This window comes from Burkholderia sp. SR8 (assembly GCF_052851275.1).
In genome coordinates this window covers 1-23720 of the sequence record NZ_JAULUC010000001.1, presented here as the reverse complement: position 1 = coordinate 23720, position 23720 = coordinate 1, and the positions used below count along the sequence as shown (strand labels likewise).

At 67.3% G+C, this 23720-nt stretch carries 19 protein-coding genes; 17 read left to right on the top strand and 2 right to left on the bottom strand.

What is annotated here, in order from left to right; translation table 11 throughout:
- Positions 1-14: 14 nt before the first annotated feature.
- The 11 genes from bamB (at position 15) to Q3A80_RS00045 (ending at position 12426) form a co-directional block, all read left to right on the top strand.
- Complete coding sequence (bamB, locus tag Q3A80_RS00095) at positions 15-1160, top strand: outer membrane protein assembly factor BamB (RefSeq protein WP_446327136.1); 1146 nt, start codon at positions 15-17, stop codon at positions 1158-1160.
- Positions 1161-1407: 247 nt separating this feature from the next.
- A complete protein-coding gene (gene der, locus Q3A80_RS00090) occupies positions 1408-2745 on the top strand; it encodes a ribosome biogenesis GTPase Der (RefSeq protein WP_446327135.1) in 1338 nt (445 codons plus the stop codon).
- A 154-nt stretch (positions 2746-2899) separates the two neighbouring features.
- Entirely contained in the window at positions 2900-3139 is a 240-nt protein-coding gene (hfq, locus tag Q3A80_RS00085) for an RNA chaperone Hfq (RefSeq protein WP_006399927.1), read from the top strand.
- 72 nt (positions 3140-3211) lie between these two features.
- Positions 3212-4387: a GTPase HflX gene (hflX, locus tag Q3A80_RS00080; RefSeq protein ID WP_446327469.1), complete on the top strand. Its 1176-nt coding sequence runs from the start codon at positions 3212-3214 to the stop codon at positions 4385-4387.
- Between the two features lie 47 nt (positions 4388-4434).
- Positions 4435-5790, top strand: coding sequence for an FtsH protease activity modulator HflK (hflK, locus tag Q3A80_RS00075; RefSeq protein WP_446327134.1), 1356 nt, complete (start codon positions 4435-4437; stop codon positions 5788-5790).
- Between the two features lie 15 nt (positions 5791-5805).
- Complete coding sequence (gene hflC, locus Q3A80_RS00070; RefSeq protein WP_446327133.1) at positions 5806-6705, top strand: protease modulator HflC; 900 nt, start codon at positions 5806-5808, stop codon at positions 6703-6705.
- A 36-nt stretch (positions 6706-6741) separates the two neighbouring features.
- The gene (locus tag Q3A80_RS00065; protein WP_009687995.1) at positions 6742-6933 is read left to right on the top strand and encodes a DUF2065 domain-containing protein; all 192 of its coding nucleotides are present in this window, start codon (positions 6742-6744) and stop codon (positions 6931-6933) included.
- Between the two features lie 99 nt (positions 6934-7032).
- Entirely contained in the window at positions 7033-8181 is a 1149-nt protein-coding gene (locus Q3A80_RS00060; protein WP_446327132.1) for an ATP phosphoribosyltransferase regulatory subunit, read from the top strand.
- 113 nt (positions 8182-8294) lie between these two features.
- Positions 8295-9641 (top strand): adenylosuccinate synthase, encoded by a 1347-nt coding sequence (locus Q3A80_RS00055; protein ID WP_446327131.1) that lies wholly within the window; start codon positions 8295-8297, stop codon positions 9639-9641.
- 9 nt (positions 9642-9650) lie between these two features.
- A complete protein-coding gene (locus tag Q3A80_RS00050) occupies positions 9651-10247 on the top strand; it encodes a phosphoribosyltransferase (RefSeq protein ID WP_040144962.1) in 597 nt (198 codons plus the stop codon).
- 265 nt (positions 10248-10512) lie between these two features.
- Positions 10513-12426 carry a potassium transporter Kup gene (locus Q3A80_RS00045; protein ID WP_446327130.1) on the top strand — a complete coding sequence of 638 codons (1914 nt, stop codon included), beginning with the start codon at positions 10513-10515 and terminating at the stop codon, positions 12424-12426.
- 118 nt (positions 12427-12544) lie between these two features.
- Here the strand turns inward: Q3A80_RS00045 and Q3A80_RS00040 are convergent, their stop codons facing one another.
- Entirely contained in the window at positions 12545-14869 is a 2325-nt protein-coding gene (locus tag Q3A80_RS00040; RefSeq protein WP_446327129.1) for a Tex family protein, read from the bottom strand.
- A gap of 158 nt (positions 14870-15027) precedes the next feature.
- On the opposite strand from Q3A80_RS00040, the gene Q3A80_RS00035 reads away from it, so the two are divergent.
- From Q3A80_RS00035 to Q3A80_RS00025, 3 genes are all read left to right on the top strand, one after another.
- Positions 15028-15780 (top strand): hypothetical protein, encoded by a 753-nt coding sequence (locus tag Q3A80_RS00035; protein WP_446327128.1) that lies wholly within the window; start codon positions 15028-15030, stop codon positions 15778-15780.
- A 77-nt stretch (positions 15781-15857) separates the two neighbouring features.
- A complete protein-coding gene (locus tag Q3A80_RS00030) occupies positions 15858-16073 on the top strand; it encodes a YdcH family protein (RefSeq protein ID WP_006755091.1) in 216 nt (71 codons plus the stop codon).
- A gap of 55 nt (positions 16074-16128) precedes the next feature.
- A complete protein-coding gene (locus Q3A80_RS00025; protein WP_446327127.1) occupies positions 16129-18381 on the top strand; it encodes an ATP-dependent DNA helicase in 2253 nt (750 codons plus the stop codon).
- An 82-nt stretch (positions 18382-18463) separates the two neighbouring features.
- Here the strand turns inward: Q3A80_RS00025 and Q3A80_RS00020 are convergent, their stop codons facing one another.
- Positions 18464-19288, bottom strand: coding sequence for an outer membrane protein assembly factor BamD (locus Q3A80_RS00020; RefSeq protein WP_446327126.1), 825 nt, complete (start codon positions 19286-19288; stop codon positions 18464-18466).
- 41 nt (positions 19289-19329) lie between these two features.
- Between Q3A80_RS00020 and Q3A80_RS00015 the strand changes: the two genes are divergently transcribed.
- The 3 genes from Q3A80_RS00015 to phaC all read left to right on the top strand — a co-directional run bounded on the left by Q3A80_RS00015 (position 19330) and on the right by phaC (position 23621).
- Entirely contained in the window at positions 19330-20535 is a 1206-nt protein-coding gene (locus Q3A80_RS00015; RefSeq protein ID WP_446327125.1) for an RluA family pseudouridine synthase, read from the top strand.
- Between the two features lie 6 nt (positions 20536-20541).
- Positions 20542-21381 carry a peptidoglycan editing factor PgeF gene (gene pgeF / locus Q3A80_RS00010; protein ID WP_446327124.1) on the top strand — a complete coding sequence of 280 codons (840 nt, stop codon included), beginning with the start codon at positions 20542-20544 and terminating at the stop codon, positions 21379-21381.
- A 365-nt stretch (positions 21382-21746) separates the two neighbouring features.
- A complete protein-coding gene (gene phaC, locus Q3A80_RS00005) occupies positions 21747-23621 on the top strand; it encodes a class I poly(R)-hydroxyalkanoic acid synthase (protein ID WP_446327123.1) in 1875 nt (624 codons plus the stop codon).
- Positions 23622-23720: the final 99 nt, after the last annotated feature.

Below are 23720 nucleotides of genomic sequence, written 5' to 3'. Positions count from 1 at the left end.
TGCTTCGCTAACCGATGAATTTGCTGAAACGTTACGCTGTGCCCGTCGCCTGCGCGGCGGCTGTCCTGGCATTGGCGGCCTGCTCGTCGTCGAAGGACGCGCGCCGCGTGCCGACGCCGCTCACCGAGTTCAAGCCCGTCATGGACGTGCAACAGGTCTGGAAGGCGAGCGTCGGCAAGGGCGGGCGCTACCTGTTCTCGCCGGTGGCCGTGGGCGACGCCGTTTTCGCGGCGGGCGAGAACGGTTCGGTCGAGAAGATCGACGCGAAGACGGGCCAGACGCTGTGGCGCACGAAGGTCGGGTCCGACCTGTCGGCCGGTGTCGGCAGCGACGGCAACCTGACCGCGGTCGGCGCGCTGAAGGGCGGCGTGTTCGTGCTCGGCCCCGACGGCAAGCAGCTGTGGAAGACGAGCGTGCAGGGCGAGATCTTCTCGCCGCCGCTGGTCGGCAACGGCCTCGTGATCGTCCGCACGATCGACGGCCAGGTGATCGCGTTCAACGCGCAGACGGGCGAGCAGAAGTGGAACTACCGCAACCGCGCGGTGCCGCTGAACCTGCGCGTGTCGGCCGGCATGACGTTCGCCGGCGATGCGGCCGTGCTGGCGGGCTTCCCCGGCGGCGGCCTCGTCGCGATCAATCTGCAGACGGGCGAGCCGTTCTGGCAGACGCCCGTGTCGTTCCCGAAGGGCGTGACCGAGGTGGAGCGCATCAACGACGTCAGCGGTCCGCCGACGCTCGTCGGTGCCGAAGCATGCGCGGTCACGTTCCAGGGCCAGCTCGGCTGCTTCGACGCGAACTCGGGCCGCCCGCTGTGGGAAAAGCCGTTCTCGAGCCGCAGCGGTCTTGCACAGGATGATTCGGTCGTCGCCGGCGGCGACGACTGGTCGGTCGTGACGGCCTACGACGCCGCGAGCGGCAACCAGCTCTGGCGCAACGACAAGCTGAAGAGCCGCGATGTCGGCGTGCCTTACCTGCTCGGCCATGCGCTCGTGCTGGGCGACTACAAGGGCTTCGTGCACTTCCTGTCGCGCGAAGACGGCAGCTTCATCGCGCGGATGAAGACGGACGGCAGCGCGATCACCGCGGCGCCGGTCCTGGCGGGCAATACGCTCGTCGTGCAGACGAAGGACGGCGGCCTGTACGGGTTCCGTCCGCGCTGACGCGCACGCAACAGGCGCGATCGCGGCGGAGCGGGCGGGTCCCGCACGCCGCGGCCGCGCGACATGAAGGCGGCCGGTGTCCCCGGCCGCTCGGTATTTGAAAGGCAGTTCGCAACGAAAGACGACGGCGCGCAACGCGCGCCCGGCGCGCGCATCCGGCGCGGCGCGAAATCGTGATATTTTCATTCAGCGCAGCCGCCCGCAGCAGCGGGCCTCCCGCTGCTGCGCATCACCGTAGAAAACACAGATGAAACCGGTCATTGCCCTCGTTGGGCGCCCCAATGTGGGGAAATCCACGCTGTTCAACCGGCTCACGCGCTCGCGCGATGCGCTGGTCGCCGACTTGCCGGGCCTGACGCGCGATCGCCATTACGGCGAGGGGCGGGTCGGCGCGCGGCCGTACCTGGTCGTCGATACCGGCGGCTTCGAACCCGTCGCGAAGGACGGCATCCTGCACCAGATGGCGCGGCAGACGCGGCAGGCCGTCGAGGAAGCGGACGTCGTCGTGTTCATCGTCGACGGCCGCAACGGGCTCGCGCCGCAGGACAAGTCGATCGCCGACTACCTGCGCAAGACGGGCCGGCCGATCTTCCTGGTCGTCAACAAGGCCGAGGGGATGAAGTACACGGCGGTCGCGACCGACTTCTACGAGCTCGGGCTCGGCGATCCGCGCGCGATCTCGGCCGCGCACGGCGACGGCGTGACCGACATGATCAACGAGGCGCTGGAAGTCGCGTATGCGGGCCAGCCCGAGGAAGCGGACGACGACGATCCGTCGCGCGGCATCAAGATCGCGATCGTCGGCCGCCCGAACGTCGGCAAGTCGACGCTCGTGAACGCGCTGATCGGCGAGGACCGCGTGATCGCGTTCGACATGCCGGGCACGACGCGCGATTCGATCTACGTCGACTTCGAGCGTAACGGCAAGAAATACACGCTGATCGACACCGCGGGCCTACGGCGCCGCGGCAAGGTGTTCGAGGCGATCGAGAAGTTCTCGGTCGTGAAGACGCTGCAGTCGATCTCGGACGCGAACGTCGTCATTCTTCTGCTGGATGCGCAGCAGGACATCTCGGACCAGGACGCGCACATCGCCGGGTTCGTCGTCGAGCAGGGCCGCGCGCTCGTGATCGGCGTCAACAAGTGGGACGGGCTGGACGACCACGCGCGCGATCGCGCGAAAGCGGATTTGACCCGCAAGCTGAAATTCCTCGATTTCGCGAAATCGCACTACATCTCGGCCGCGAAGAAGACGGGCATCGGCGCGCTGATGCGCTCGGTCGACGACGCGTACGCGGCGGCGATGGCGAAGCTGCCGACGCCGAAGCTCACGCGCGCGCTGATCGAGGCTGTGGAATTCCAGCAGCCGCGCCGTCGCGGCCCGGTGCGTCCGAAGCTGCGCTACGCGCACCAGGGCGGCCAGAATCCGCCGCTGATCGTGATCCACGGCAACGCGCTCGACGCGGTCACCGAGACGTACAAGCGCTACCTCGAAAACCGCTTCCGCGAAACTTTCTCGCTGACCGGGACTCCATTGCGCATAGAGTTCCGTTCGTCGAACAATCCGTACGCGGACAAGGGCTGAAGTACGCCTGCCACGCGCGTCCCACAACGGATAGGCCGCATGGCCTATGCCCGGGCGGGGCAGGCAAAATCGGCTATAGTGTAGCGATTGGCGCCGGATCTCTTTTTCTTCGTCGCCAATCCAGATCAACCTGCAAAAAAAGATGGAGTACGCCATGAGCAACAAAGGGCAATTGTTACAAGACCCGTTTTTGAACGCACTGCGCAAAGAGCACGTTCCCGTTTCGATCTATCTCGTCAACGGCATCAAGCTGCAAGGGAACATTGAATCGTTCGACCAGTACGTCGTGTTGCTCCGTAATACGGTGACCCAGATGGTCTACAAGCACGCCATCTCGACGGTCGTGCCGGCGCGCCCGGTGAATTTCCACCCGGACGCGGAAGCCTCGTCCTAACCCATCGCAGCGGCCGGCATCCGGTCGCCGCGAGCGACCGATGCCAGCCGCCTCATCTTGACACCCGATAATTTGATCAACGCAGCGCTCGTCGGCATCGACTTCGGCAAGACCGATTTCGAAGCCAGTCTCGAAGAACTCAGCCTTCTTGCCTCCAGTGCGGGGGCCCGTCCCGCCGTCACCCTCACGGGCCGTCGCGCCAGTCCCGATGCCAAGATGTTCATCGGCAGCGGCAAAGCCGAAGAACTACGGCTTGCGTGCGACGCGCACAACGTCGAAATCGTCATCTTCAACCACGCCCTCGCACCGGCCCAGCAACGCAATCTGGAGCAGGCGCTTAATCGGCGTGTGGTCGATCGCACGAGCCTCATCCTCGATATCTTCGCGCAGCGCGCCCGCAGCCACGAAGGCAAGCTGCAGGTCGAGCTCGCGCAGCTGCAATACTTGTCGACCCGGCTGATCCGCGCGTGGACGCACCTCGAGCGGCAAAAGGGCGGTATCGGCCTGCGCGGCCCCGGCGAAACGCAGCTCGAAACCGACCGCCGGCTGATCGGCGAGCGCATCAAGATGCTGAAGTCGCGCCTCGACCGGCTGCGCCGGCAGCACAGCACGCAGCGTCGGCAGCGCGCGCGCAGCGGCACGATGTCGGTGTCGCTCGTCGGCTATACCAACGCGGGCAAGTCGACGCTGTTCAATGCGCTGACGAAAGCGCAGGCCTACGCGGCCGACCAGCTGTTCGCGACGCTCGATACGACGTCGCGGCGCGTGTACCTGGGCGACGAGGCCGGCCAGATCGTCGTGTCCGATACGGTCGGGTTCATCCGCGAACTGCCTCACCAGCTGGTTGCCGCGTTCCGCGCGACCCTCGAGGAAACGATCCACGCGGATCTGCTGCTGCATGTGGTCGATGCGTCGAGCGCGGTGCGGCTCGAGCAGATCGAGCAGGTCAACGGCGTGCTGCACGAGATCGGTGCGGACACGATCCGGCAGGTGCTGGTGTTCAACAAGATCGACGCCGTGCCCGAGCTGGCGGCCCGCGGCGACGCGGTCGAGCGGGACGAGTATGGTAATATTTCGCGCGTCTTTTTGAGCGCGCGCACCGGTCAGGGTCTCGACGCGTTGCGTGCCGCCATCGCCGAAATCGCCTCCGCGGAACACCTTTCCGGCGCGACGTTACCCGACGACGCGCTCGACGGCGCACCCGCAGAACCGCACGAAGACCACACGATTTCCGAACACGGGCGCTAACCGGTCCCGGCCGGTTCGCCGGCGTCCAATCTGGTGAACAAACTCTGGTGAACGAATACAACGAGCGGAGTACCTGGCGGCGGATGCGCGCCTTGCTGTCGATCAACGATCCCCGCTGGGGGCGTGGTGACGGCAAGGGCAACGACGGATCCCGTACGCGTGCGAACGAATCGAAGCGTCCGCCCGGTGGCGACGGCGACGGTCCGCCCGATCTCGACGAGATGTGGCGCAACTTCAACCGGCGTCTGAGCGGCCTGTTCGGCGGCAAGGGCGGCAACGGCTTCCGGCCCGACAACGGCCGGGCCGCGCGCGTCGGCGTCGGCATCGTGATCGGCGTGCTGATCGCGGTATACGCGGGCAGCGGGCTGTTCGTCGTGCAGGACGGCCAGACCGGCGTCGTGCTGCAGTTCGGCAAGCTGTCGGGCACGGTGGGCCAGGGCGTCCACTGGCGCGCGCCGTATCCGTTCGCATCGCACGAGATCGTCGACACGTCGCAGGTCCGTTCGATCGAGATCGGCCGCAACAACGTCGTGCGTCTCGCGAACGTGAAAGAAGCGGCGATGCTCACACGCGATGCCGACATCGTCGACGTGCGTTTCGTCGTCCAGTACCGGATCCGTTCCGCCACCGATTACCTGTTCCGCAGCGTCGATCCCGAGCGCAGCGTGTCGCAGGCCGCCCAGGCCGCGGTGCGCGCGATCGTCGGCACGCGCAGCGCCGCCGACATGCTGAACCAGGACCGCGACGCACTGCGCGAGCAGCTGTCGGCCGCGATCCAGCGCGATCTCGATCGCTATCAGTCGGGGCTCGAGGTCACGGCCGTCACGATGCAGAGCGTCGCGGCGCCCGAGCAGACGCAAGCGGCGTACGCCGAGGTCGCGAAGGCGCGCGACGAGCGCGAGGCCGCGAAGCGCGCCGCGCAGGCCTATGCGAACGACCTGCTGCCGAAGGCGCAGGGCGACGCCGCGAAGCTCGCCGACGAAGCGAAGGCGTATGCCGAGCGCGTGGTCACCGAGGCCGAAGGCGACGCGGAGCGTTTCAAGCAGGTCTATGCGCAGTATTCGAAGGCGCCCGCGGTGATCCGCGAGCGGATGTACCTCGAGACCATGCAGGAAATCTATTCGAACGCGACGAAGGTGTTCGTCGGCAACAAGGGCGGCAACAGCGTCGTGTACCTGCCGCTCGACAAGCTCGTCGAGCAGGGGCGGCAAAACGCCGCGAATGCGACGAATGCGGCGCCCGCCGGCGCATCCGCGTCCGACGCGGCGTCGGACGCGGCTGCTGCCGCGGCCGGCGCACCCGCGAGCGCGGCTTCGGCCGCCGCGGCGCCCGCACCGGGCAGCGACGTGCTGCGATCGCGCGATGCGTTCCGCAGCCGCTCGCGCGAAGACGATACGAAGTAACGGGGAGCGCAGAACATGAACCGAATCATTGCGCTCGTCGTCGCAATCGTGATCGCCGCGTTCGCGGCATCGTCGACGGTGCTGACCGTCGATCCCCGCCATACGGCCGTGCTGTCGGGACGCGACGGTGCGCAGCCCGAGCTCGCGGGCCCCGGCATCCATTTCAAGCTGCCGCCGCCGCTGCAGACGGCGACGCTGATCGATACGCGCCTGCAATCGCTCGAATCGTCAGACCCGCTGCAGCTGGCGACCGAAGACAAGCACGACCTGCTCGTCGCGTATGCGGCCAAGTACCGGATCAGCGATCCGATGAAGTACTTCACGGCGACGGGCGGCGACGCGGCGGCCGCGGCCGACCGGCTGGCCGGCGCGCTGAAGCGAGCCCTCGGCGACGCGTTCGGCAAGCACGCGCTCGACGATGCGCTCGGCGGCCAGCGCGAGATCGCGGATGCGGCGCGCGATGCGGTGCGCGCGCAGGCAGCGGGCTTCGGCGTCGACGTGGTCGACGTGCAACTGACGCGCGTCGACCTGCCGGCCGCGCAGACGGACGCCGTGTATCAGCGGATGATTGCCGCGTTGCGCGACCAGGCGGCGAAGGTGCGTGCCGAAGGCGCGGCCGACGTCGAGCAGATCAAGGCCGACGCGGAACGCGAGCAGCAGGCGGTGCTCGCGAATGCGTACAAGTCCGCGCAGACGATCAAGGGCGAGGGCGACGCGAAGGCCGCGTCGATCGCCGCCGACGCATTCGGCCGCGATCCGCAGTTCTACCAGTTCTACGCGAGCCTGCAGGCTTACCGGAGTACCTTCAAGCGCAACGACATCATCGTCGTCGATCCCGACAGCGAGTTCTTCCGTTTCATGCGCAGCCCGACGGGCGGTGCCGCACCGGCGGCTCCCGCTCCCCGCAAACACTGACCTTGGGGCGCCGCGACGAGCGGCGCCGTCGCTCGCATGGATCTGGCTGGCTCGTTGTTGCTCGCGGTAGCACTGATGCTGATCATCGAGGGGGCGTTCCCCTTCGTGTTTCCCGTCGCCTGGCGCGACACGTTTCGTAGAATAGCGGAGCGGCCGCCGCATCATATCCGGATCGGCGGGCTCATCGTGATGGCGCTCGGGCTCGTCCTGCTGCTGCTCGCCACTTGACCGGACGGCGCACCCGCCGTTCGTTCCGCCCGATTCCGATTTCCGATTCATTTCGCGGCGCGTGTGTCGCGCCCTGTTTCCCGTCGTAGGACCGTACCGATGTCGACCTGGTTACTTCCCGAGAATATCGCCGACGTGCTGCCGTCGGAAGCGCGCAAGATCGAGGAGCTGCGCCGCAGGCTGCTCGACCGCTTCCGTTCGTACGGCTACGAGATGGTGATGCCGCCGCTGCTCGAATACCTCGAGTCGCTGCTGACGAGCGGCGGCGCCGACCTGCGCCTGCGCACCTTCAAGCTGGTCGACCAGTTGTCGGGCCGCACGCTCGGCCTGCGCGCGGACATCACGCCGCAGGTCGCACGCATCGACGCGCATCTGCTGAACCGTCAGGGCGTGACGCGCCTCTGCTACGCGGGCCACGTGATGCATACGCGTCCGCGTGGCCTGCACGCGACGCGCGAGCAGATCCAGATCGGCGCGGAAATCTACGGCCATGCGGGGCTGGAAGCCGATCTCGAGATCCAGCAGCTGATGCTCGACGCGCTGCATCTGGCAGGGCTGTCGCGGATCCGGCTCGACCTGTGCCACGCGGGCGTGCTCGCGGCGCTGCTCGCGCGCGACGCGCAGGCGGCCGAGCGCGGCGAAGCGCTGTACGACGCGCTGTCGGGCAAGGACGTGCCGCTGCTGAACGAACTGACCGACGATCTCGGCGCCGACACGCGCGCGGCGTTGCGTGCACTGCCGCAGCTGTACGGCGACGCGAGCGTGCTCGACGAGGCGCGCGCGCGCCTGCCGGTGCTGCCGGAGATCACGCGCGCGCTCGACGATCTCGCGCAGCTCGCGGCACAGGCGAAGGGCGCCGAAGTCGCGATCGATCTCGCCGACCTGCGCGGCTACGCGTACCACAGCGGCGCGATGTTCACCGCGTACATCGACGGCGTGCCGAACGCGATCGCGCGCGGCGGCCGCTACGACCACGTGGGCCAGGCGTACGGTCGCGCGCGTCCGGCGACGGGTTTCTCGCTGGACCTGCGCGAGCTCGCGCGGATTTCGCCGGTCGAGGCGCGCGGCACTGCGATCCTCGCGCCGTGGGCACAGGACGATGCACTGAGCGCGGCCGTCGCAGCGCTGCGCGATGCGGGCGAGGTCGTGATCCAGGCGCTGCCGGGGCACGACCACGTGCTCGACGAGTTCGCATGCGACCGTTCGCTCGTCGAGCGTAACGGCGCATGGGTGGTCGAACCCCGTTAATCAGGCGTTCGCGGGCCGTCGTTCGACGTGCATATCGTTGAAGCGAAACGGAAAAATTCGGAATCGCCCGCGAACATAGGTAGAATACGTTTTTAACCAGCTAACGAATCAACATGTCTGCCAGCGCAGTGAACGTGACTCCCGGGCGCAACGTCGTCGTCGTGGGAACGCAATGGGGTGATGAAGGCAAGGGCAAGATCGTCGACTGGCTGACGGACCACGCTCAGGGCGTCGTGCGTTTCCAGGGCGGTCACAACGCCGGCCACACCCTCATCATCGGCGGCAAGAAAACCATCTTGCGCCTCATTCCGTCGGGCATCATGCGTGAAGGCGTCGCCTGCTACATCGGCAACGGCGTCGTCCTGTCCCCCGAGGCACTGTTCAAGGAAATCGGCGAGCTCGAAGAAGCCGGCGTGAACGTGCGCGACCGCCTGTTCATCTCCGAAGCCACGACGCTGATCCTGCCGTACCACATCGCGATCGACCAGGCGCGCGAAGCGCGCAAGGGCGCGGGCAAGATCGGGACGACCGGCCGCGGCATCGGCCCCGCGTACGAAGACAAGGTCGGCCGCCGCGCGCTGCGCGTGCAGGACCTGTTCGACGCGAAGACCTTCGCCGACCGCCTGCGCGAGAACCTCGATTTCCACAACTTCGTGCTGACCCAGTACCTGGGTGGCGCGGCCGTCGATTTCCAGGCCACGCTCGACACGATGCTCGGCTATGCCGATCGGCTGAAGCCGATGGTGGCCGACGTGTCGCGCCGCCTGTACGACGCGAACAATGCCGGCCAGAACCTGCTGTTCGAAGGCGCGCAGGGCACGCTGCTCGACATCGACCACGGCACCTATCCGTTCGTCACGTCGAGCAACTGCGTCGCGGGTGCGGCATCGGCCGGCGCCGGCGTCGGTCCGCAGAAGCTGAACTACATCCTCGGCATCACGAAGGCGTACTGCACGCGCGTCGGCTCGGGTCCGTTCCCGAGCGAACTGTACGATGCGGACAACCCGCAGCGTCAGGACCAAGTGGGCGTCACGCTCGCGAACGTCGGCAAGGAATTCGGCTCGGTCACCGGCCGTCCGCGCCGCACCGGCTGGCTCGATGCCGCGGCACTGCGCCGCTCGATCCAGATCAACGGCGTGTCGGGCCTGTGCATGACGAAGCTCGACGTGCTCGACGGTCTCGATGAAGTGAAGCTGTGCGTCGGCTACAAGGTCGACGGCAAGGACGTCGACATCCTGCCGCGCGGCGCGGTCGACGTCGCGCGTTGCGAACCGGTGTACGAAACGTTCGCCGGCTGGAAGGAAAGCACCGTCGGCATCAAGACGTGGGACGCGCTGCCGGCGAACGCACAGGCTTACCTGACCCGTGTCCAGGAAGTGGCCGGCGTGCCGGTCGACATGGTTTCGACGGGCCCGGACCGCGACGAAACGATCCTGCTCCGCCATCCGTTCAAGGTTTAAATTTTCAGCATGACGCAGCAAATCACGATGACGGCGGCGGACTTGATGACCGATCCGCGCAACGACGACAAGAACCTGTGGGTGGGCTGGGACGAATACCATCGTCTGATCGAGCTGCTCGCGCTGCAGGTGCACGAGTCGGGCTGGAAGTTCGACCAGATCCTGTGCCTCGCGCGCGGCGGCCTGCGCGTCGGCGACCAGCTGTCGCGCATCTATGACGTCCCGCTCGCGATCCTCGCGACGAGTTCGTACCGCGAAGCGGCCGGTACCGAGCAGGGCGAGCTCGACATCGCGCAGTACATCACGATGACGCGCGGCAACCTCGCGGGCAACGTGCTGCTGGTCGACGATCTCGTCGATTCGGGCGTCACGCTCGCGCGGGTGCAGGAGCATCTGAAGGAGCGCTATCCGTCGGTCACGGCCGTGCGCTCGGCCGTGCTCTGGTACAAGGGTTGCTCGAAGGTCAAGCCTGACTATCATACGCAGTACTTGCCGACGAATCCGTGGATTCATCAGCCGTTCGAAGAGTGGGACACGGTCCGTCCGCACAACCTCGAGGCATGGATCAAGCGCGGCCGCGCGCAGCGCGACGGCTCGGGCGCGTAAGCGGCCGGCCCATCGAAGGAAAGCCTTGCACGGCGCCGCTTGCGGCGCCGATTTCATTTGCGCGGCCGGCTGCGGCGATGGGCGGACGCGGTAGGCAGACGGCGCGGCCCCGGCTATGATGGCAGCCCTGCCACAGCTCGTGCACGATTGCATGCGCGGCGTGGATCACGTGGTTTCAGGGCAACAGGGCAGGACGGTGTTTCAGGGGGGCGCGAGTAGAATAGCGCTCGTTTTGTCCGAACCGGACCCGATTATTACGCTTCATATGAACGACACGACCCAGGCGACCGACGCTGCCCATGCGCATTCGACGCACCAACATTCGATGCGCTCGCTTGCGATAGCGGCGATCGGCGTCGTGTTCGGCGACATCGGCACGAGCCCGCTGTATTCGCTGAAGGAGGCGTTCAGCCCCGCCCACGGCATTCCGCTGACCGAAAGTTCGATCCTCGGAGTGATCTCGCTGCTGTTCTGGGCGATCATCCTCGTGGTCGGCGTCAAATACCTGCTGTTCGTGATGCGGGCCGACAACAACGGCGAGGGCGGCGTGCTCGCGCTGATGGCGCTGTCGCTGCGCCCGCTCGATTCGAAGACCCGCGTCGCGGGCGCGCTGATGGCGCTCGGGATCTTCGGCGCGTGCATGTTCTACGGCGACGCCGTGATCACGCCGGCGATCTCCGTGATGTCGGCGGTCGAAGGCCTGCAGATCGCGACGCCGCATCTGTCGCACCTCGTGCTGCCGATCACGATCGTGATCCTGATCGCGCTGTTCTGGATCCAGCGCCACGGCACCGCGACGGTCGGCAAGCTGTTCGGGCCGATCATGGTGCTGTGGTTCGTTGCGATCGCCGCACTCGGCGTGTACCACATCCTGCGCGTGCCGGGCATCGTCGCCGCGATCAATCCGTACTACGCCGCATCGTTCATGGCGGACCACCTGCTGCAGGCCTACGTCGTGCTGGGTTCGGTCGTGCTGGTGCTGACCGGCGCGGAAGCGCTCTATGCGGACATGGGCCACTTCGGTGCGAAGCCGATCCGCATCGCCGCATACGGGCTCGTGATGCCGTCGCTCGTACTGAACTACTTCGGCCAGGGCGCGCTGCTGATGCAGAATCCGCAGGCGATCGAGAATCCGTTCTTCCTGATGGCGCCGGACTGGGCGCTGCTGCCGCTCGTCGTGCTGTCGACGGTCGCGACCGTGATCGCGTCGCAGGCCGTGATTTCCGGCGCCTATTCGCTGACGTCGCAGGCGATCCAGCTCGGCTACGTGCCGCGCATGAAGGTGCTGCATACGTCCGAGCTCGCGATCGGCCAGATCTACGTGCCGGTCGTGAACTGGCTGCTGCTGTTCGTGATCCTCTGCATCGTGATCGGCTTCAAGAGCTCCGACAACCTGGCTGCCGCGTACGGTATCGCGGTGACGGCGACGATGGTGATCACGACCGTGCTCGCGTGCGTCGTGATGGTGAAGGTGTGGAACTGGAACCGGCTGCTCGTCGGCGCGATCATCGCGGTGTTTCTCGCGATCGACCTCGGCTTCTTCGGCGCGAACCTGCTGAAGGTCGCGCAGGGCGGCTGGCTGCCGCTCGGGATCGGCGCGCTGCTGTTCTTCCTGCTGATGACCTGGTACAAGGGCCGTCACATCGTCAAGGAGCGCACGGCGGCCGACGGTATCCCGCTCGAACCGTTCCTGCAGGGCTTGCTCGCGCATCCGCCGCACCGCGTGTCGGGTACCGCGATCTACCTGACCGGCAACGACAAGCTCGTGCCCGTCAGCCTGCTGCACAACCTGAAGCACAACAAGGTACTGCACGAGCGGACCATCTTCCTGACCTTCGTCACGCGCGACATCCCGTACGTGCGCGACGACAAGCGCCTGAGTTCCCGCGATGCGGGCGGCGGCATGTACATCGTCAACGCGCAGTACGGCTTCAACGAGACGCCGGACGTGAAGGCCGTGCTCGAGGAATTCGGCCGCACGCACGACATGACGTTCGAGCTGATGGACACGTCGTTCTTCCTCGCGCGCGAAACGGTCGTGCCGACGCATCTGCCCGGCATGTCGATCTGGCGCGAGCGCGTGTTCGCGTGGATGCATCAGAACGCGGCGAAGCCGACCGACTTCTTCTCGATTCCGGCGAACCGCGTGGTCGAGCTGGGCACCAAGATCGAGATCTGACGCGCGCGTGCAGGGCCGCACATGCGGCCCACGCCATTTCGGCGGCGCATTCGCCGCAGCCATGAAAAAAACCCGCCTTTCGGCGGGTTTTTTTGTACGGCGCCGACGCGTCGAGCGCTCAGCGCTTGAGCTTCGCGAACGCCGCGGCCATCGCGCCGGCCGGTTCCGGCTCGCGCGAACGCTGCGGGCGTGCCGCGCCGCGGCCGGCGTTGCCGCGATCCTGGCCGCCGCGCGGCGCCATGCCCGGCGCGGCCGCGTCGTCGTCGAGGCGCATCGTCAGCGCAATGCGCTGGCGCTTCACGTCGACGTCGAGCACCTTGACCTTGACGACCTGGCCGGCCTTCACGACTTCGTGCGGATCCTTGATGAACTTCGTCGACATCGCGGACACGTGGACGAGGCCGTCCTGGTGCACGCCGATGTCCACGAACGCGCCGAATGCCGCGACGTTCGTCACGACGCCTTCGAGCAGCATGCCCGGCATCAGGTCGGACACTTTCTCGACGCCGTCGCGGAACGTGGCGGTCTTGAATTCGGGGCGCGGGTCGCGACCCGGTTTTTCCAGTTCGGCGAGGATGTCGCGCACGGTCGGCAGCCCGAAACGTTCGTCGACGAATTCGGCCGGCGACAGGCCGGACAGCGCGTCGCGGCTGCCGAGCACGTCGTCGATCCGCTTGCTGATCTTCGCGAGGATCCGTTCGACGACCGGATACGCTTCCGGGTGCACCGACGAGCGATCGAGCGGATTCTCGCCGCCGTTGATGCGCAGGAAGCCGGCCGCCTGCTCGAACGTCTTGTCGCCGAGGCGCGGCACCTTGCGCAGGTGGTCGCGCGACGGGAACGGCCCGTTCGCGTCGCGGTAGTCGACGATGTTGCGCGCGAGCGTCGCGTTGAGGCCCGATACGCGCGCCAGCAGCGCGACCGACGCGGTGTTCGCGTCGACGCCGACCGCGTTCACGCAATCCTCGACCACCGCATCGAGCGAGCGGGCGAGTTCGCGCTGGTTCACGTCGTGCTGGTACTGGCCGACGCCGATCGCCTTCGGCTCGATCTTCACGAGCTCGGCGAGCGGATCCTGCAGGCGGCGTGCGATCGACACGGCGCCGCGCAGCGACACGTCGAGATCCGGGAATTCCTTCGCGGCCAGCTCGGACGCCGAGTAGACCGACGCGCCGGCTTCCGACACCACGATCTTCTGCAGCCGCAGTTCGGGGTGCTTCGAGATCAGCTCGCTCGCGAGCTTGTCGGTTTCGCGCGACGCGGTGCCGTTGCCGATGCTGATCAGCTCGGCCTGCGTCTGCGCGGCGAGGCGCGCGAGCTTTGCCAGCGAGCCGTCCCAGTCGCGGCGCGGCTCGTGCGGGTAGATCGTGTCGGTCGCGAGCAGCTTGCCGGTGCGGTCGACCACGGCGACCTTCACGCCGGTGCGCAGGCCGGGGTCGAGGCCGATCACGGCCTTCGGGCCGGCCGGCGCGGCGAGCAGCAGATCCTTCAGGTTGCGCGCGAACACGCGGATCGCCTCGGCTTCGGCGGTTTCGCGCAGTTGCGTGAGCAATTCGTTTTCGATGTGCGGCTGCACCTTCACCCGCCAGCACCAGCGGCACACGTCGGACAGCCACTTGTCGGCCGGGCGGCCCTGGTTCGCGATCCCGAAATGGCGCGCGATCATCGCTTCGCCCGGATGCGGCACCTGCGCGTCGAGTTCTTCGCCGAGGCCGAGCTTCACGGTCAGCACGCCGGCGTTGCGGCCGCGGAACAGCGCGAGCGCGCGGTGCGACGGCACGGTCCGGATCGTTTCCGCGTAGTCGTAGTAGTCGCGGAACTTCTCGCCTTCCTCGTTTTCCTTGCCTTCGACGACCGCTGACGACACGACGCCCTGGCTGTGCAGGTAGTCGCGCAGCTTGCCGAGCAGTTCGGCCGTTTCGCCGAACTGCTCGGACAGGATGTCGCGCGCGCCGTCGAGCGCGGCCTTCACGTCGGCGACGCCCTTGTCGGCATCGACGTACGCGGCGGCTTCGGTCTGCGGGTCGAGCAGCGGATTCGCGAGCAGCGCGTGCGCGAGCGGCTCCAGGCCGGCTTCGCGGGCGATCTGCGCACGCGTGCGGCGCTTCGGCTTGTACGGCAGATAGAGGTCTTCGAGCACCTGCTTGCTGTCGGCCGCGTCGATCGCGGCGCGCAGTTCGTCGGTCAGCTTGCCCTGTTCGTCGATGCTCGACAGGATCGCCGCGCGGCGATCCTCGAGCTCGCGCAGATACAGGAGGCGTTCCTCGAGCTGGCGCAGCTGCGTGTCGTCCAGGTTGCCGGTCACTTCCTTGCGGTACCGGGCAATGAACGGAACGGTCGAGCCTTCGTCGAGGAGTTGCACGGCCGCCGCGACCTGGCGCGGCTGGACGGACAGTTCGGTGGCGATGCGCTGTACGATCTTGAGTGCTACGGTTTCCGTCATGTCGTGGATGATCTGCCTGCTGAAATCGCGGCGCGGGCCGGCAGACCGCGCGGCGGGCTGCGAGACGGGGCCGCCGGACCAGATGCCGCGGGTGAGTGAAGCGGGGCATTTTGCCATAAATGGCGGAGCGTCCAGCCGGGGGTGATAGAATTTGACACATGTCCCGCAGCTTTCCTACGACGTTGCCAACTTCCCGCATTTCTCTCGTCGCGCTCGCCGCAGCGCTTGCCGCGGCTTTGTCCGCCGGGTCGGTTGCCGCGTACGCGCAGGCACCCGGCGCAACCGTGCCTGACACCGCCGTCGCCGCGCCGATCGCGGCCTCCGCCACGCAGGATTTTGACGCCCGTCAAAAAGTGCTCAATCAGCGTTCCGCCGAAAACGATTATCGTTATGCGGTGGCGGAGCACGACTGCTACAGCAAGTTCTTCGTCAACCACTGTCTCGGCAATGCGCGCGACCGGATGCGCGAGGAGCGGGCGAGCATCCGCCAGGAGCAGCTCGCGCTCGACGACGAACAGCGCGCGGTGCGGGCGCAGCAGCGCGACGAGCAGCAGGCGCTGAAGCAGGCGCAGAATGCGGCGGAAGCGCCGCAGCGGGCCGCGAACGACGCGGCGAACGCCGCTGCGTTCCGCGACAAGCAGGAGCAGAATGCACTGAAGCGGGCGCAGCGCGGTGCGGAAGGCCCGCAGCGCGCGGCGAACCGGCAGGCATACGACCAGAAGCAGGCGGATTTCCAGCGCAAGCTCGACGAGGCGCACCAGCAGGCCGCGCAAAAGGCGCAGGAGCGCTCGGACAACGCCGCGCGCTACGAGCAGAAGCAGAAGGAAGCCGCCCAGCACAAGGCCGATGTCGAGCGGCGTCAGCAGGAAGCGGCCGAGAAGGCCAAGCAGAAGCAACAGCAGGGGCAGTAACGTGTCGGATTGATCCGGAATCAGTCTCATGCGTGCCGGCACGCCAGCCGGCGCGCTGCTTCGATGAGGAGGCGCATATGCAAAACCGTCCCACGGAACAGCAGCAGGAATTGCACAACCGTTTGGCAGCATTGCAGGAGCAGCACCAGCAGCTCGCTCGGGAAATCGAGCTGAAGGAAGGACACTCCGACATCGACGACATTACGCTGCACCGGCTGAAGAAGGAAAAGCTGGCGGCCAAGGACAAAATCATTTTGCTGCAATCGCAGCTGGAACCGGATAAGCGCGCCTGAGCGCGGCCTGGCAAGCGCCGGCGCCGCCCGGGCGCTGGACACAGGAACGCTTGCCTTGAATTCACCGCTTGAAGCCAACCCCGATGCCCGGCGTGACGCGTCGTCCGCCGGGCGCGTTCGTGCGCCCGAAGGCACGTTCGAGCTGAGCCGCAAGCGTGTCGACGAGCTCGACACGATCTTCGGCGAAGGCGGACTGCTCGCGCGCGCGCTCGACGGCTATCATCCGCGTCAGTCGCAGATCGAGATGGCGCGCGCGGTCGCGTCCGCGATGGAGGCGTCCGCGCGCCGGTTGCCGGAGCCGGAAATCTTCGAGACGCGCAAGCGGCCGGCACGTCGCCTGGGCGACGGCGACAAGGCCGACAAGGGCGCCGAATCGGCCGCGGACGGCGCAGCAGCCGACGCCGACGGCGACACCGCCGACAACACGCTGATCGTCGAGGCCGGCACCGGCACCGGCAAGACCTATGCGTACCTCGTGCCCGCGATGCTGTGGGGCGGCAAGGTGATCGTGTCGACCGGCACGAAGCACCTGCAGGACCAGCTGTTCCAGCGCGACATCCCGACGGTGCGCAACGCGCTCGCGGTGCCGGTCACGGTCGCGATGCTCAAGGGCCGCTCGAACTACCTGTGCCATTACTACCTGCAGCGCACCGCCGACAACGGCCGGCTGCCGTCGCGGCAGGACACCGCGTATCTGCAGGAAATCGTCCGTTTCGCGAAGATCACGAAGAGCGGCGACAAGGCCGAGCTCGCGAGCGTGCCGGAGACGGCGCCCGTGTGGTCGATGGTCACGTCGACGCGCGACAACTGTCTCGGCCAGGAGTGCCCGCATTACAAGGAGTGCTTCGTGATGCAGGCGCGGCGCGAGGCGCAGCAGGCCGACATCGTCGTGGTCAACCATCACCTGTTCTTCGCGGACATCATGTTGCGCGACACCGGGATGGCCGAACTGCTGCCGAACGCGAACACGGTGATCTTCGACGAGGCGCACCAGCTGCCCGAAACGGCCACGCTGTTCTTCGGCGAGACGCTGTCGACCACGCAGATCCTCGAACTCGCGCGCGACACGGTCGCCGAAGGCCTCAGCCATGCGCGCGACGCGGTCGAGTGGGTGAAGCTCGGCGGCGATCTCGAGCGCGCGGCGCGCGACCTGCGGCTCGCGTTCGCGAACGACCAGATCGTGCGCATGTCGCTCGCGCAGCTGGGCGACGATCATCCGATGTTCGGCGCGCTCGACGGGCTCGAGGCGGCGCTCGATGCGCTCGCGTCGGCGCTGGCCGGCCAGGCCGAGCGGGCGGAGTCGCTCGGCGCGTGCCTGCGGCGCGCCCGCGAATTGCAGGACCTGCTCGCCGGCTGGGTCACGCCCGGGGCGGCGGAAGCGGCCGCGAAGGCCGATGCCGCGGCGGCCGGCGACAAGGCCGCGGCCGACGACCCGAACGAGAAGGTGCGCTGGGTCGAAGTGTTCGCGCATACCGTGCAGCTGCACGAAACGCCGCTGTCGGTCGCGCCGATCTTCGCGAAGCAGCGCGCCGGCGTGCCGCGCGCGTGGGTCTTCACGTCGGCGACGCTGTCGGTGCGCGGCGACTTCACGCACTACGCGGCGCAGATGGGCCTCAGCTCGCGGCGCTCGATGACGCTCGCGAGCCCGTTCGACTATCAGACGCAAGGGCTGCTGTACGTGCCGCGCAACCTGCCGCAGCCGTCGTCGCCGGCGTTTACCGATGCCGTGTTCGACGCCGCGCTGCCGGCGATCGAGGCGTCGGGCGGCGGTGTGTTCATGCTGTGCACGACGCTGCGCGCGGTCGACCGGATCGCATCGAAACTGCGCGACGTGATCGAGTCGCGCGGCTGGAACACGCCGCTGCTGGTGCAGGGCGACGCGAGCCGCACCGAGTTGCTCGATCGCTTCCGGTCGTACGGGAACGCAATCCTGGTCGGCAGCCAGAGCTTCTGGGAAGGCGTGGACGTGCGCGGCGACGCGCTGTCGCTCGTCGTGATCGACAAGCTGCCGTTCGCGCCGCCGGACGATCCGGTGCTGGCCGCGCGGCTCGATGCGCTGACCCGGAAGGGCCTGAGCCCGTTCGCGGTTCACCAGCTGCCGCAGGCGGTGATTACGCTGAAGCAGGGCGCAGGCCGCCTGATTCGCGCGGAGACGGATCGCGGCGTGCTGATGATCTGCGACACGCGGCTCGTCGACAAGCCTTATGGCCGCCGGATCTGGCAGAGCCTGCCGCCGTTCAAGCGCACGCGCGAGATCGCGGTCGTGCAGGACTTCTTCGACGAGCATCGCGCGCAGAAACGCGCGTGAGCAAAGCGTCGCCTGCTGGCGGCGACGCCAACAAAAAACCCGGCTCGATGGCCGGGTTTTTTGCTGGTGCGGCGGGCGTCGCTCAGAACTGCCACCACGACTTCTTCGTGCCGGGGCGCGAGTGGCCGGTGATGTACGGGCTGTCCGGGAACGTGCCCGCGAGCACGCGCTTCGTGTCTTCCGCGAGCTGCGGCTGGTTCAGCTTGCCGTACGACAGGATCATGATGTGCAGCGCGTCCTCGATTGCCGGTGCACCCTTGTAGTCCTTGATCGCGAGCTGCGCGCGGTTGATCGCCGCGACATACGCGCCGCGCCGGTAGTAGTAGTCGGCCGCATGCACTTCGTGCGACGCGAGCGCGTTGACGATGTAGCGCATCCGGGCCGCGGCGTCGGGCGCGTACTTGCTCTTCGGGTAGCGGTCGACGACGACCTTGAACGCATCGTACGATTCGCGCAGCGCCTGCGGATCGCGTTCGCTCATGTCCTGGCCGGAGAAGCGACCGAACAGGCCGAGATCGTCGTTGAAGTGGATCATCCCCTTCAGGTAGTACGCGTACGGAATGTCCGGGTGATCCGGGTGGAGCTGGATGAAGCGGTCGACGGCCTGGTCGGCGGCCGCCGGTTCGTTGTCCTTCCAGTTGCAGTACGCGACGTTGATCTGCGCCTGTTGCGCGAAATGACCGAACGGATCGCGGCCTTGCAGCGATTCGAAATATTTCGCGCACTTGCCCCAGTCGCCGCCGGACAGTGCGTCCTGGGCCTCTGAGTATAATTTGTTGTTCGACCAGGTCGCCGTCTCGTCCTGCTTCTGCGGCAAGCCGTGGCAGCCGGCGATGAGGGCCGCGGCCGCTACCGCCGCAGCTCGGGCGGCGACGGTTTTGGCCGTACGTTTGGTCGAATTCATCATGCTCGCATGTCCTAGCTTCAAGTCTCGGTGACCCAGTCTAAATGACCCGTTCAAGTTCGCAGAATGCCCCGCGGGGCAAGTCAAATCGCGAAGATTATAGCCCAAGCGATCGGCCCGCCGACGCTGCGTCGGGGGATTCCCTCGATGACGATCTGCCCGGCGACGCGATCCAGGCACCCGTCGTGCCGTCCGCCGCGGGCGACGACGCGCCGCGCGTCGTCGAAGTGCCGCTGTCGCTCGCCGGCGAACGCCTCGACAAGGCGCTCGCCCAGCTGTTCCCCGAATTCTCCCGCAGCCGCCTGCAGAGCTGGATCGAGGCGCAGCGCGTGCTGATCGACGGCGCGCCGGCGAAGATCCGCCAGCCGGTGCCGCTCGGCGCGAAGATCGCGCTCGTGCCCGACCTGCTGCCGGAGCAGCTCGCGTTCACGCCGGAGCCCGTGCCGCTCGACGTGATCTACGAGGACGACGCGCTCGTCGTGATCAACAAGCCGGCCGGCCTCGTCGTGCATCCGGCGGCCGGCAACTGGAGCGGCACGATCCTCAACGGCCTGCTGCACCGCTACGGCGACGCGGCGGCCGGCCTGCCGCGCGCGGGCATCGTGCACCGGCTCGACAAGGAAACGTCGGGCCTGATGGTGGTCGCGCGCACGCTCGCCGCGCAGACGGATCTCGTGCGCCAGCTGCAGGCCCGCACCGTGAAGCGCCGCTATTTCGCGCTCGTGTGGGGCACGATGCCCGAGGAAGGCACGATCGACGCGCCGATCGGCCGCGATCCGCGCGAGCGCACGCGCATGGCCGTCGTCACCGGCGCGTCGGGCAAGCCCGCGCGCACGCATTTCCGCACGGTTGACACATGCGTGTGGCAACGTCAGCCCGTTTCGGCGATCCAGTGCGATCTCGAAACCGGCCGCACGCATCAGATCCGCGTGCACTGCGCGCATGCCGGGCACCCGCTGCTCGGCGACCCCGTCTACGGGCGCGCGCGCGGCAAGCGCTCGGTCACGCCGCTGCCGGACGGGTTCGCACGGCAGGCGCTGCATGCGTGGCGGCTCGGCCTCGTGCATCCGGTCTCGGGCAAGACGATGCAGTGGCGTTGCCCGCTGCCGGACGACATGAATGCACTGGTCGCGGCGCTGGGCTTCGGCCACGGCGACGACGAATTCGACGACGACGACGTCTATGACGATGACGATTTCGCCGGCGAATATCACGACGATGAGCCGTACATGGATGACGAGGAGGAGTGAGTGCCGATGACGAACGTGGCGCCGTTGACATGGCAGGACTGCATCCGCCCCGACTGGCAGGTGTCGCCGCGCGTGCGCGCGCTGATCACCACGCGCGACGGCGGCGTGAGCGAAGGTCCGTACGGGCGCTGGCAGGATGGCGCCGCGTTGCCGGGCGGGATGAATCTCGGCCTGCACACCGGTGACGATCCGGACCATGTCGCGGCCAATCGCGCGCGGCTGCTCGCGCTGGCGGGCCAGTCGCGCGCCGCGTGGCTCGAACAGGTGCACGGCGCGCAGATCGTGCGCGCGGACGACGTGATCGGCGCGGCGGCGGATGCCGCTGCGCCCGTGCGGGCCGACGCGAGCGTGACGGATCGCGCGGGTGCGGTCTGCGTCGTGATGGTCGCGGATTGCATGCCGGTGCTGCTGTGCGACGCGCAGGGCAGGGCCGTGGGCGTCGCCCATGCGGGCTGGCGCGGGCTCGCGGCCGGCATCGTCGAGCAGACCGCGGCCCGCGTCGCCGCGCTCGCGGGCGGCGCGACCGATCAGGTCCATGCGTACCTCGGGCCTGCGATCGGCCCGCAGGCGTTCGAAGTCGGCGCGGAGGTGCGCGATGCGTTTCTCGACACGGCTCCGCAGTCGGAGCATGATGACACGCGGCAGGCGTTCGTCGCGATCGATGGCACGCCCGGCAAGTTCCTCGCCGACCTCCCTGCGCTTGCGCGCCTGCGTCTTGCCCGCGCCGGCGTGGCGTACGTGAGCGGCGGCACCGCGTGTACGTTCGCCGAACCCGCGCGCTTCTATTCATACCGGCGCGACCGCGTCACCGGACGCATGGCCGCCGCCATCTGGCTGAGCGATTGACGGCTCGCCGCGCGCTTGCGCGCGCGGTTTGTTGCGCTGCAAAATGGAGTTATCTCGATATTGCGGCGGCAATGCGGTGTTGTATGGACAACCGAATGAATAATCGCAAAGTCAAGTCAATCGAAATGTTTCATGTTTCGCCGGAAGCCTTGTCCCGCCTGTTGCGCGCGGATTATCTCCGGGCGGAAATGTTCAGTGGTTTGACGCGGTGCTTCACATGGGGAAAACGATAATGATAAAAATACCGCACTGCGGCAGAATCTGGAGACGCCTCTCCAGAGCATGACGGCCCGGCTCGCAGCCGGCACGCCGCGCGCGAGCAGGATTTCACGATTGACGCTCACGAATCACCGGTAAGGCAGGTAATGACAGCATCGAAAAATTCGTCGACGTCCGCTCAGGCGGGCACTTCCGCGGGCAGCACCGGATCCGGTCAGGCTGCGCAGCCGATGCAGCAGATGTTCGAGTCATGGCTGAACGCGTGGCGCGGCTTCGCAGATCCGGCGCGCGCCGCAACGGCGGCGACTTCCGCGAACCCGTTCGCCGCATTCCAGTTCCCGACAGCGGTTCCGTTCCAGATGCCGTCGATGCCCGATCTGGGCGGGCTCGGCAACCTGGCATCGCCGTTCGCGGGGCTGAAGCTGCCGGTGGCCGCGATTCCGCCCGAACGGCTCCAGAAGTTGCAGGCCGACTACGCGCGCGACTGCGTGACGCTGATGCAGCAGGCGGCCGCCGCGAAGCTCGAGTCCCCCGAACTGAAGGACCGCCGCTTCAGTGGCGATGCGTGGAAGGCCTCGCCCGCACATGCGTTCGCGGCGGCGTGGTATCTGCTCAATGCGCGCTATCTGCAGGAACTGGCCGACGCGCTCGAGACCGATCCGAAGACGCGCGAGCGCATCCGTTTCTCGGTCCAGCAATGGACGGCCGCGGCCGCGCCGAGCAACTTCCTCGCGCTCAATCCCGATGCCCAGAAGTCGATCCTCGAGACGCAGGGCGAAAGCCTGCGGCAGGGGATGATGAACCTGCTCGGCGACATGCAGCGCGGCAAGATTTCGCAGACCGACGAATCGCAGTTCGTGGTCGGCAAGAACCTCGGGTGCACGCCGGGCGCGGTCGTCTACGAGAACGACCTGATCCAGCTGATCCAGTACACGCCGAAGACCGACAAGGTGTTCGAGCGGCCGCTGCTGATCGTGCCGCCGTGCATCAACAAGTTCTACATCCTCGACCTGCAGCCCGAGAATTCGCTCGTCGCGCACGCGCTGTCGAACGGCCATCAGGTGTTCCTCGTGTCGTGGCGCAACGCCGATGCATCGGTCGCGCACAAGACGTGGGACGACTACATGAACGAAGGACTGCTCGCGGCGATCGACGCCGTGCAGCAGATCAGCGGCCGCGAGCAGATCAACACGCTCGGCTTCTGCGTCGGCGGCACGATGCTCGCGACCGCGCTGTCGGTGCTCGCCGCGCGCGGCGAACATCCGGCCGCGTCGATGACGCTGCTGACCGCGATGCTCGACTTCACCGACACCGGCATTCTCGACGTGTTCGTCGACGAGGCGCACGTGCAGATGCGCGAGCAGACCATCGGCGGCAAGAACGGTGCGGCGCCGGGGCTGATGCGCGGCGTCGAGTTCGCGAACACGTTCTCGTTCCTGCGGCCGAACGATCTCGTGTGGAACTACGTCGTCGACAACTATCTGAAAGGCCGCACGCCTGCCGCGTTCGACCTGCTGTACTGGAACAGCGACTCGACGAGCCTGCCGGGCCCGATGTACGCGTGGTACCTGCGCAATACCTATCTCGAGAACAAGCTGCGCGTGCCGAACGCGCTGACCGTGTGCGGCGAGTCCGTCGACCTGTCGCGCATCGACGTGCCGACCTTCATCTACGGGTCGCGCGAGGATCACATCGTGCCGTGGCAGACGGCCTACGCATCGACGTCGATCCTGACGGGCCCGCTGAAGTTCGTGCTCGGCGCGTCGGGCCACATCGCGGGCGTGATCAACCCGCCGGCGAAGAAGAAGCGCAGCTACTGGGTCAACGACAGCGACCTGCCCGAATCCGCGGACGACTGGTTCGCCGGCGCGACCGAGCAGCCGGGCAGCTGGTGGACGACCTGGGTCGAATGGCTCGACGAGTACGGCGGCCGCAAGGTGGCGCCGCCCGCGAAGGCCGGTTCCGCGCAATTCCCGGTGATCGAGCCGGCGCCGGGCCGCTACGTGTTGCAGCGCGATTGACGAAAACCGGACAGCGGCGCACGCTGTCCGGCGCACCGCAGTTTTTTTAACAGGGCCGGTAGCGATGCGCCGTGTCGTGCGGGCCCGGAGGAAACGGAA

What these genes read in the sequence shown, in the direction of transcription:
- bamB (WP_446327136.1), top strand. Translation starts at nt 15, where the DNA reads ATGAATTTGCTGAAACGTTACGCTGTGCCCGTCGCCTGCGCGGCGGCT.
- der (WP_446327135.1), top strand. Translation starts at nt 1,408, where the DNA reads ATGAAACCGGTCATTGCCCTCGTTGGGCGCCCCAATGTGGGGAAATCC.
- hfq (WP_006399927.1), top strand. Translation starts at nt 2,900, where the DNA reads ATGAGCAACAAAGGGCAATTGTTACAAGACCCGTTTTTGAACGCACTG.
- hflC (WP_446327133.1), top strand. Translation starts at nt 5,806, where the DNA reads ATGAACCGAATCATTGCGCTCGTCGTCGCAATCGTGATCGCCGCGTTC.
- Q3A80_RS00065 (WP_009687995.1), top strand. Translation starts at nt 6,742, where the DNA reads ATGGATCTGGCTGGCTCGTTGTTGCTCGCGGTAGCACTGATGCTGATC.
- Q3A80_RS00060 (WP_446327132.1), top strand. Translation starts at nt 7,033, where the DNA reads ATGTCGACCTGGTTACTTCCCGAGAATATCGCCGACGTGCTGCCGTCG.
- Q3A80_RS00055 (WP_446327131.1), top strand. Translation starts at nt 8,295, where the DNA reads ATGTCTGCCAGCGCAGTGAACGTGACTCCCGGGCGCAACGTCGTCGTC.
- Q3A80_RS00050 (WP_040144962.1), top strand. Translation starts at nt 9,651, where the DNA reads ATGACGCAGCAAATCACGATGACGGCGGCGGACTTGATGACCGATCCG.
- Q3A80_RS00045 (WP_446327130.1), top strand. Translation starts at nt 10,513, where the DNA reads ATGAACGACACGACCCAGGCGACCGACGCTGCCCATGCGCATTCGACG.
- Q3A80_RS00040 (WP_446327129.1), bottom strand. Translation starts at nt 14,869, where the DNA reads ATGACGGAAACCGTAGCACTCAAGATCGTACAGCGCATCGCCACCGAA.
- Q3A80_RS00035 (WP_446327128.1), top strand. Translation starts at nt 15,028, where the DNA reads ATGTCCCGCAGCTTTCCTACGACGTTGCCAACTTCCCGCATTTCTCTC.
- Q3A80_RS00030 (WP_006755091.1), top strand. Translation starts at nt 15,858, where the DNA reads ATGCAAAACCGTCCCACGGAACAGCAGCAGGAATTGCACAACCGTTTG.
- Q3A80_RS00020 (WP_446327126.1), bottom strand. Translation starts at nt 19,288, where the DNA reads ATGATGAATTCGACCAAACGTACGGCCAAAACCGTCGCCGCCCGAGCT.
- Q3A80_RS00015 (WP_446327125.1), top strand. Translation starts at nt 19,330, where the DNA reads ATGACCCGTTCAAGTTCGCAGAATGCCCCGCGGGGCAAGTCAAATCGC.
- pgeF (WP_446327124.1), top strand. Translation starts at nt 20,542, where the DNA reads ATGACGAACGTGGCGCCGTTGACATGGCAGGACTGCATCCGCCCCGAC.
- phaC (WP_446327123.1), top strand. Translation starts at nt 21,747, where the DNA reads ATGACAGCATCGAAAAATTCGTCGACGTCCGCTCAGGCGGGCACTTCC.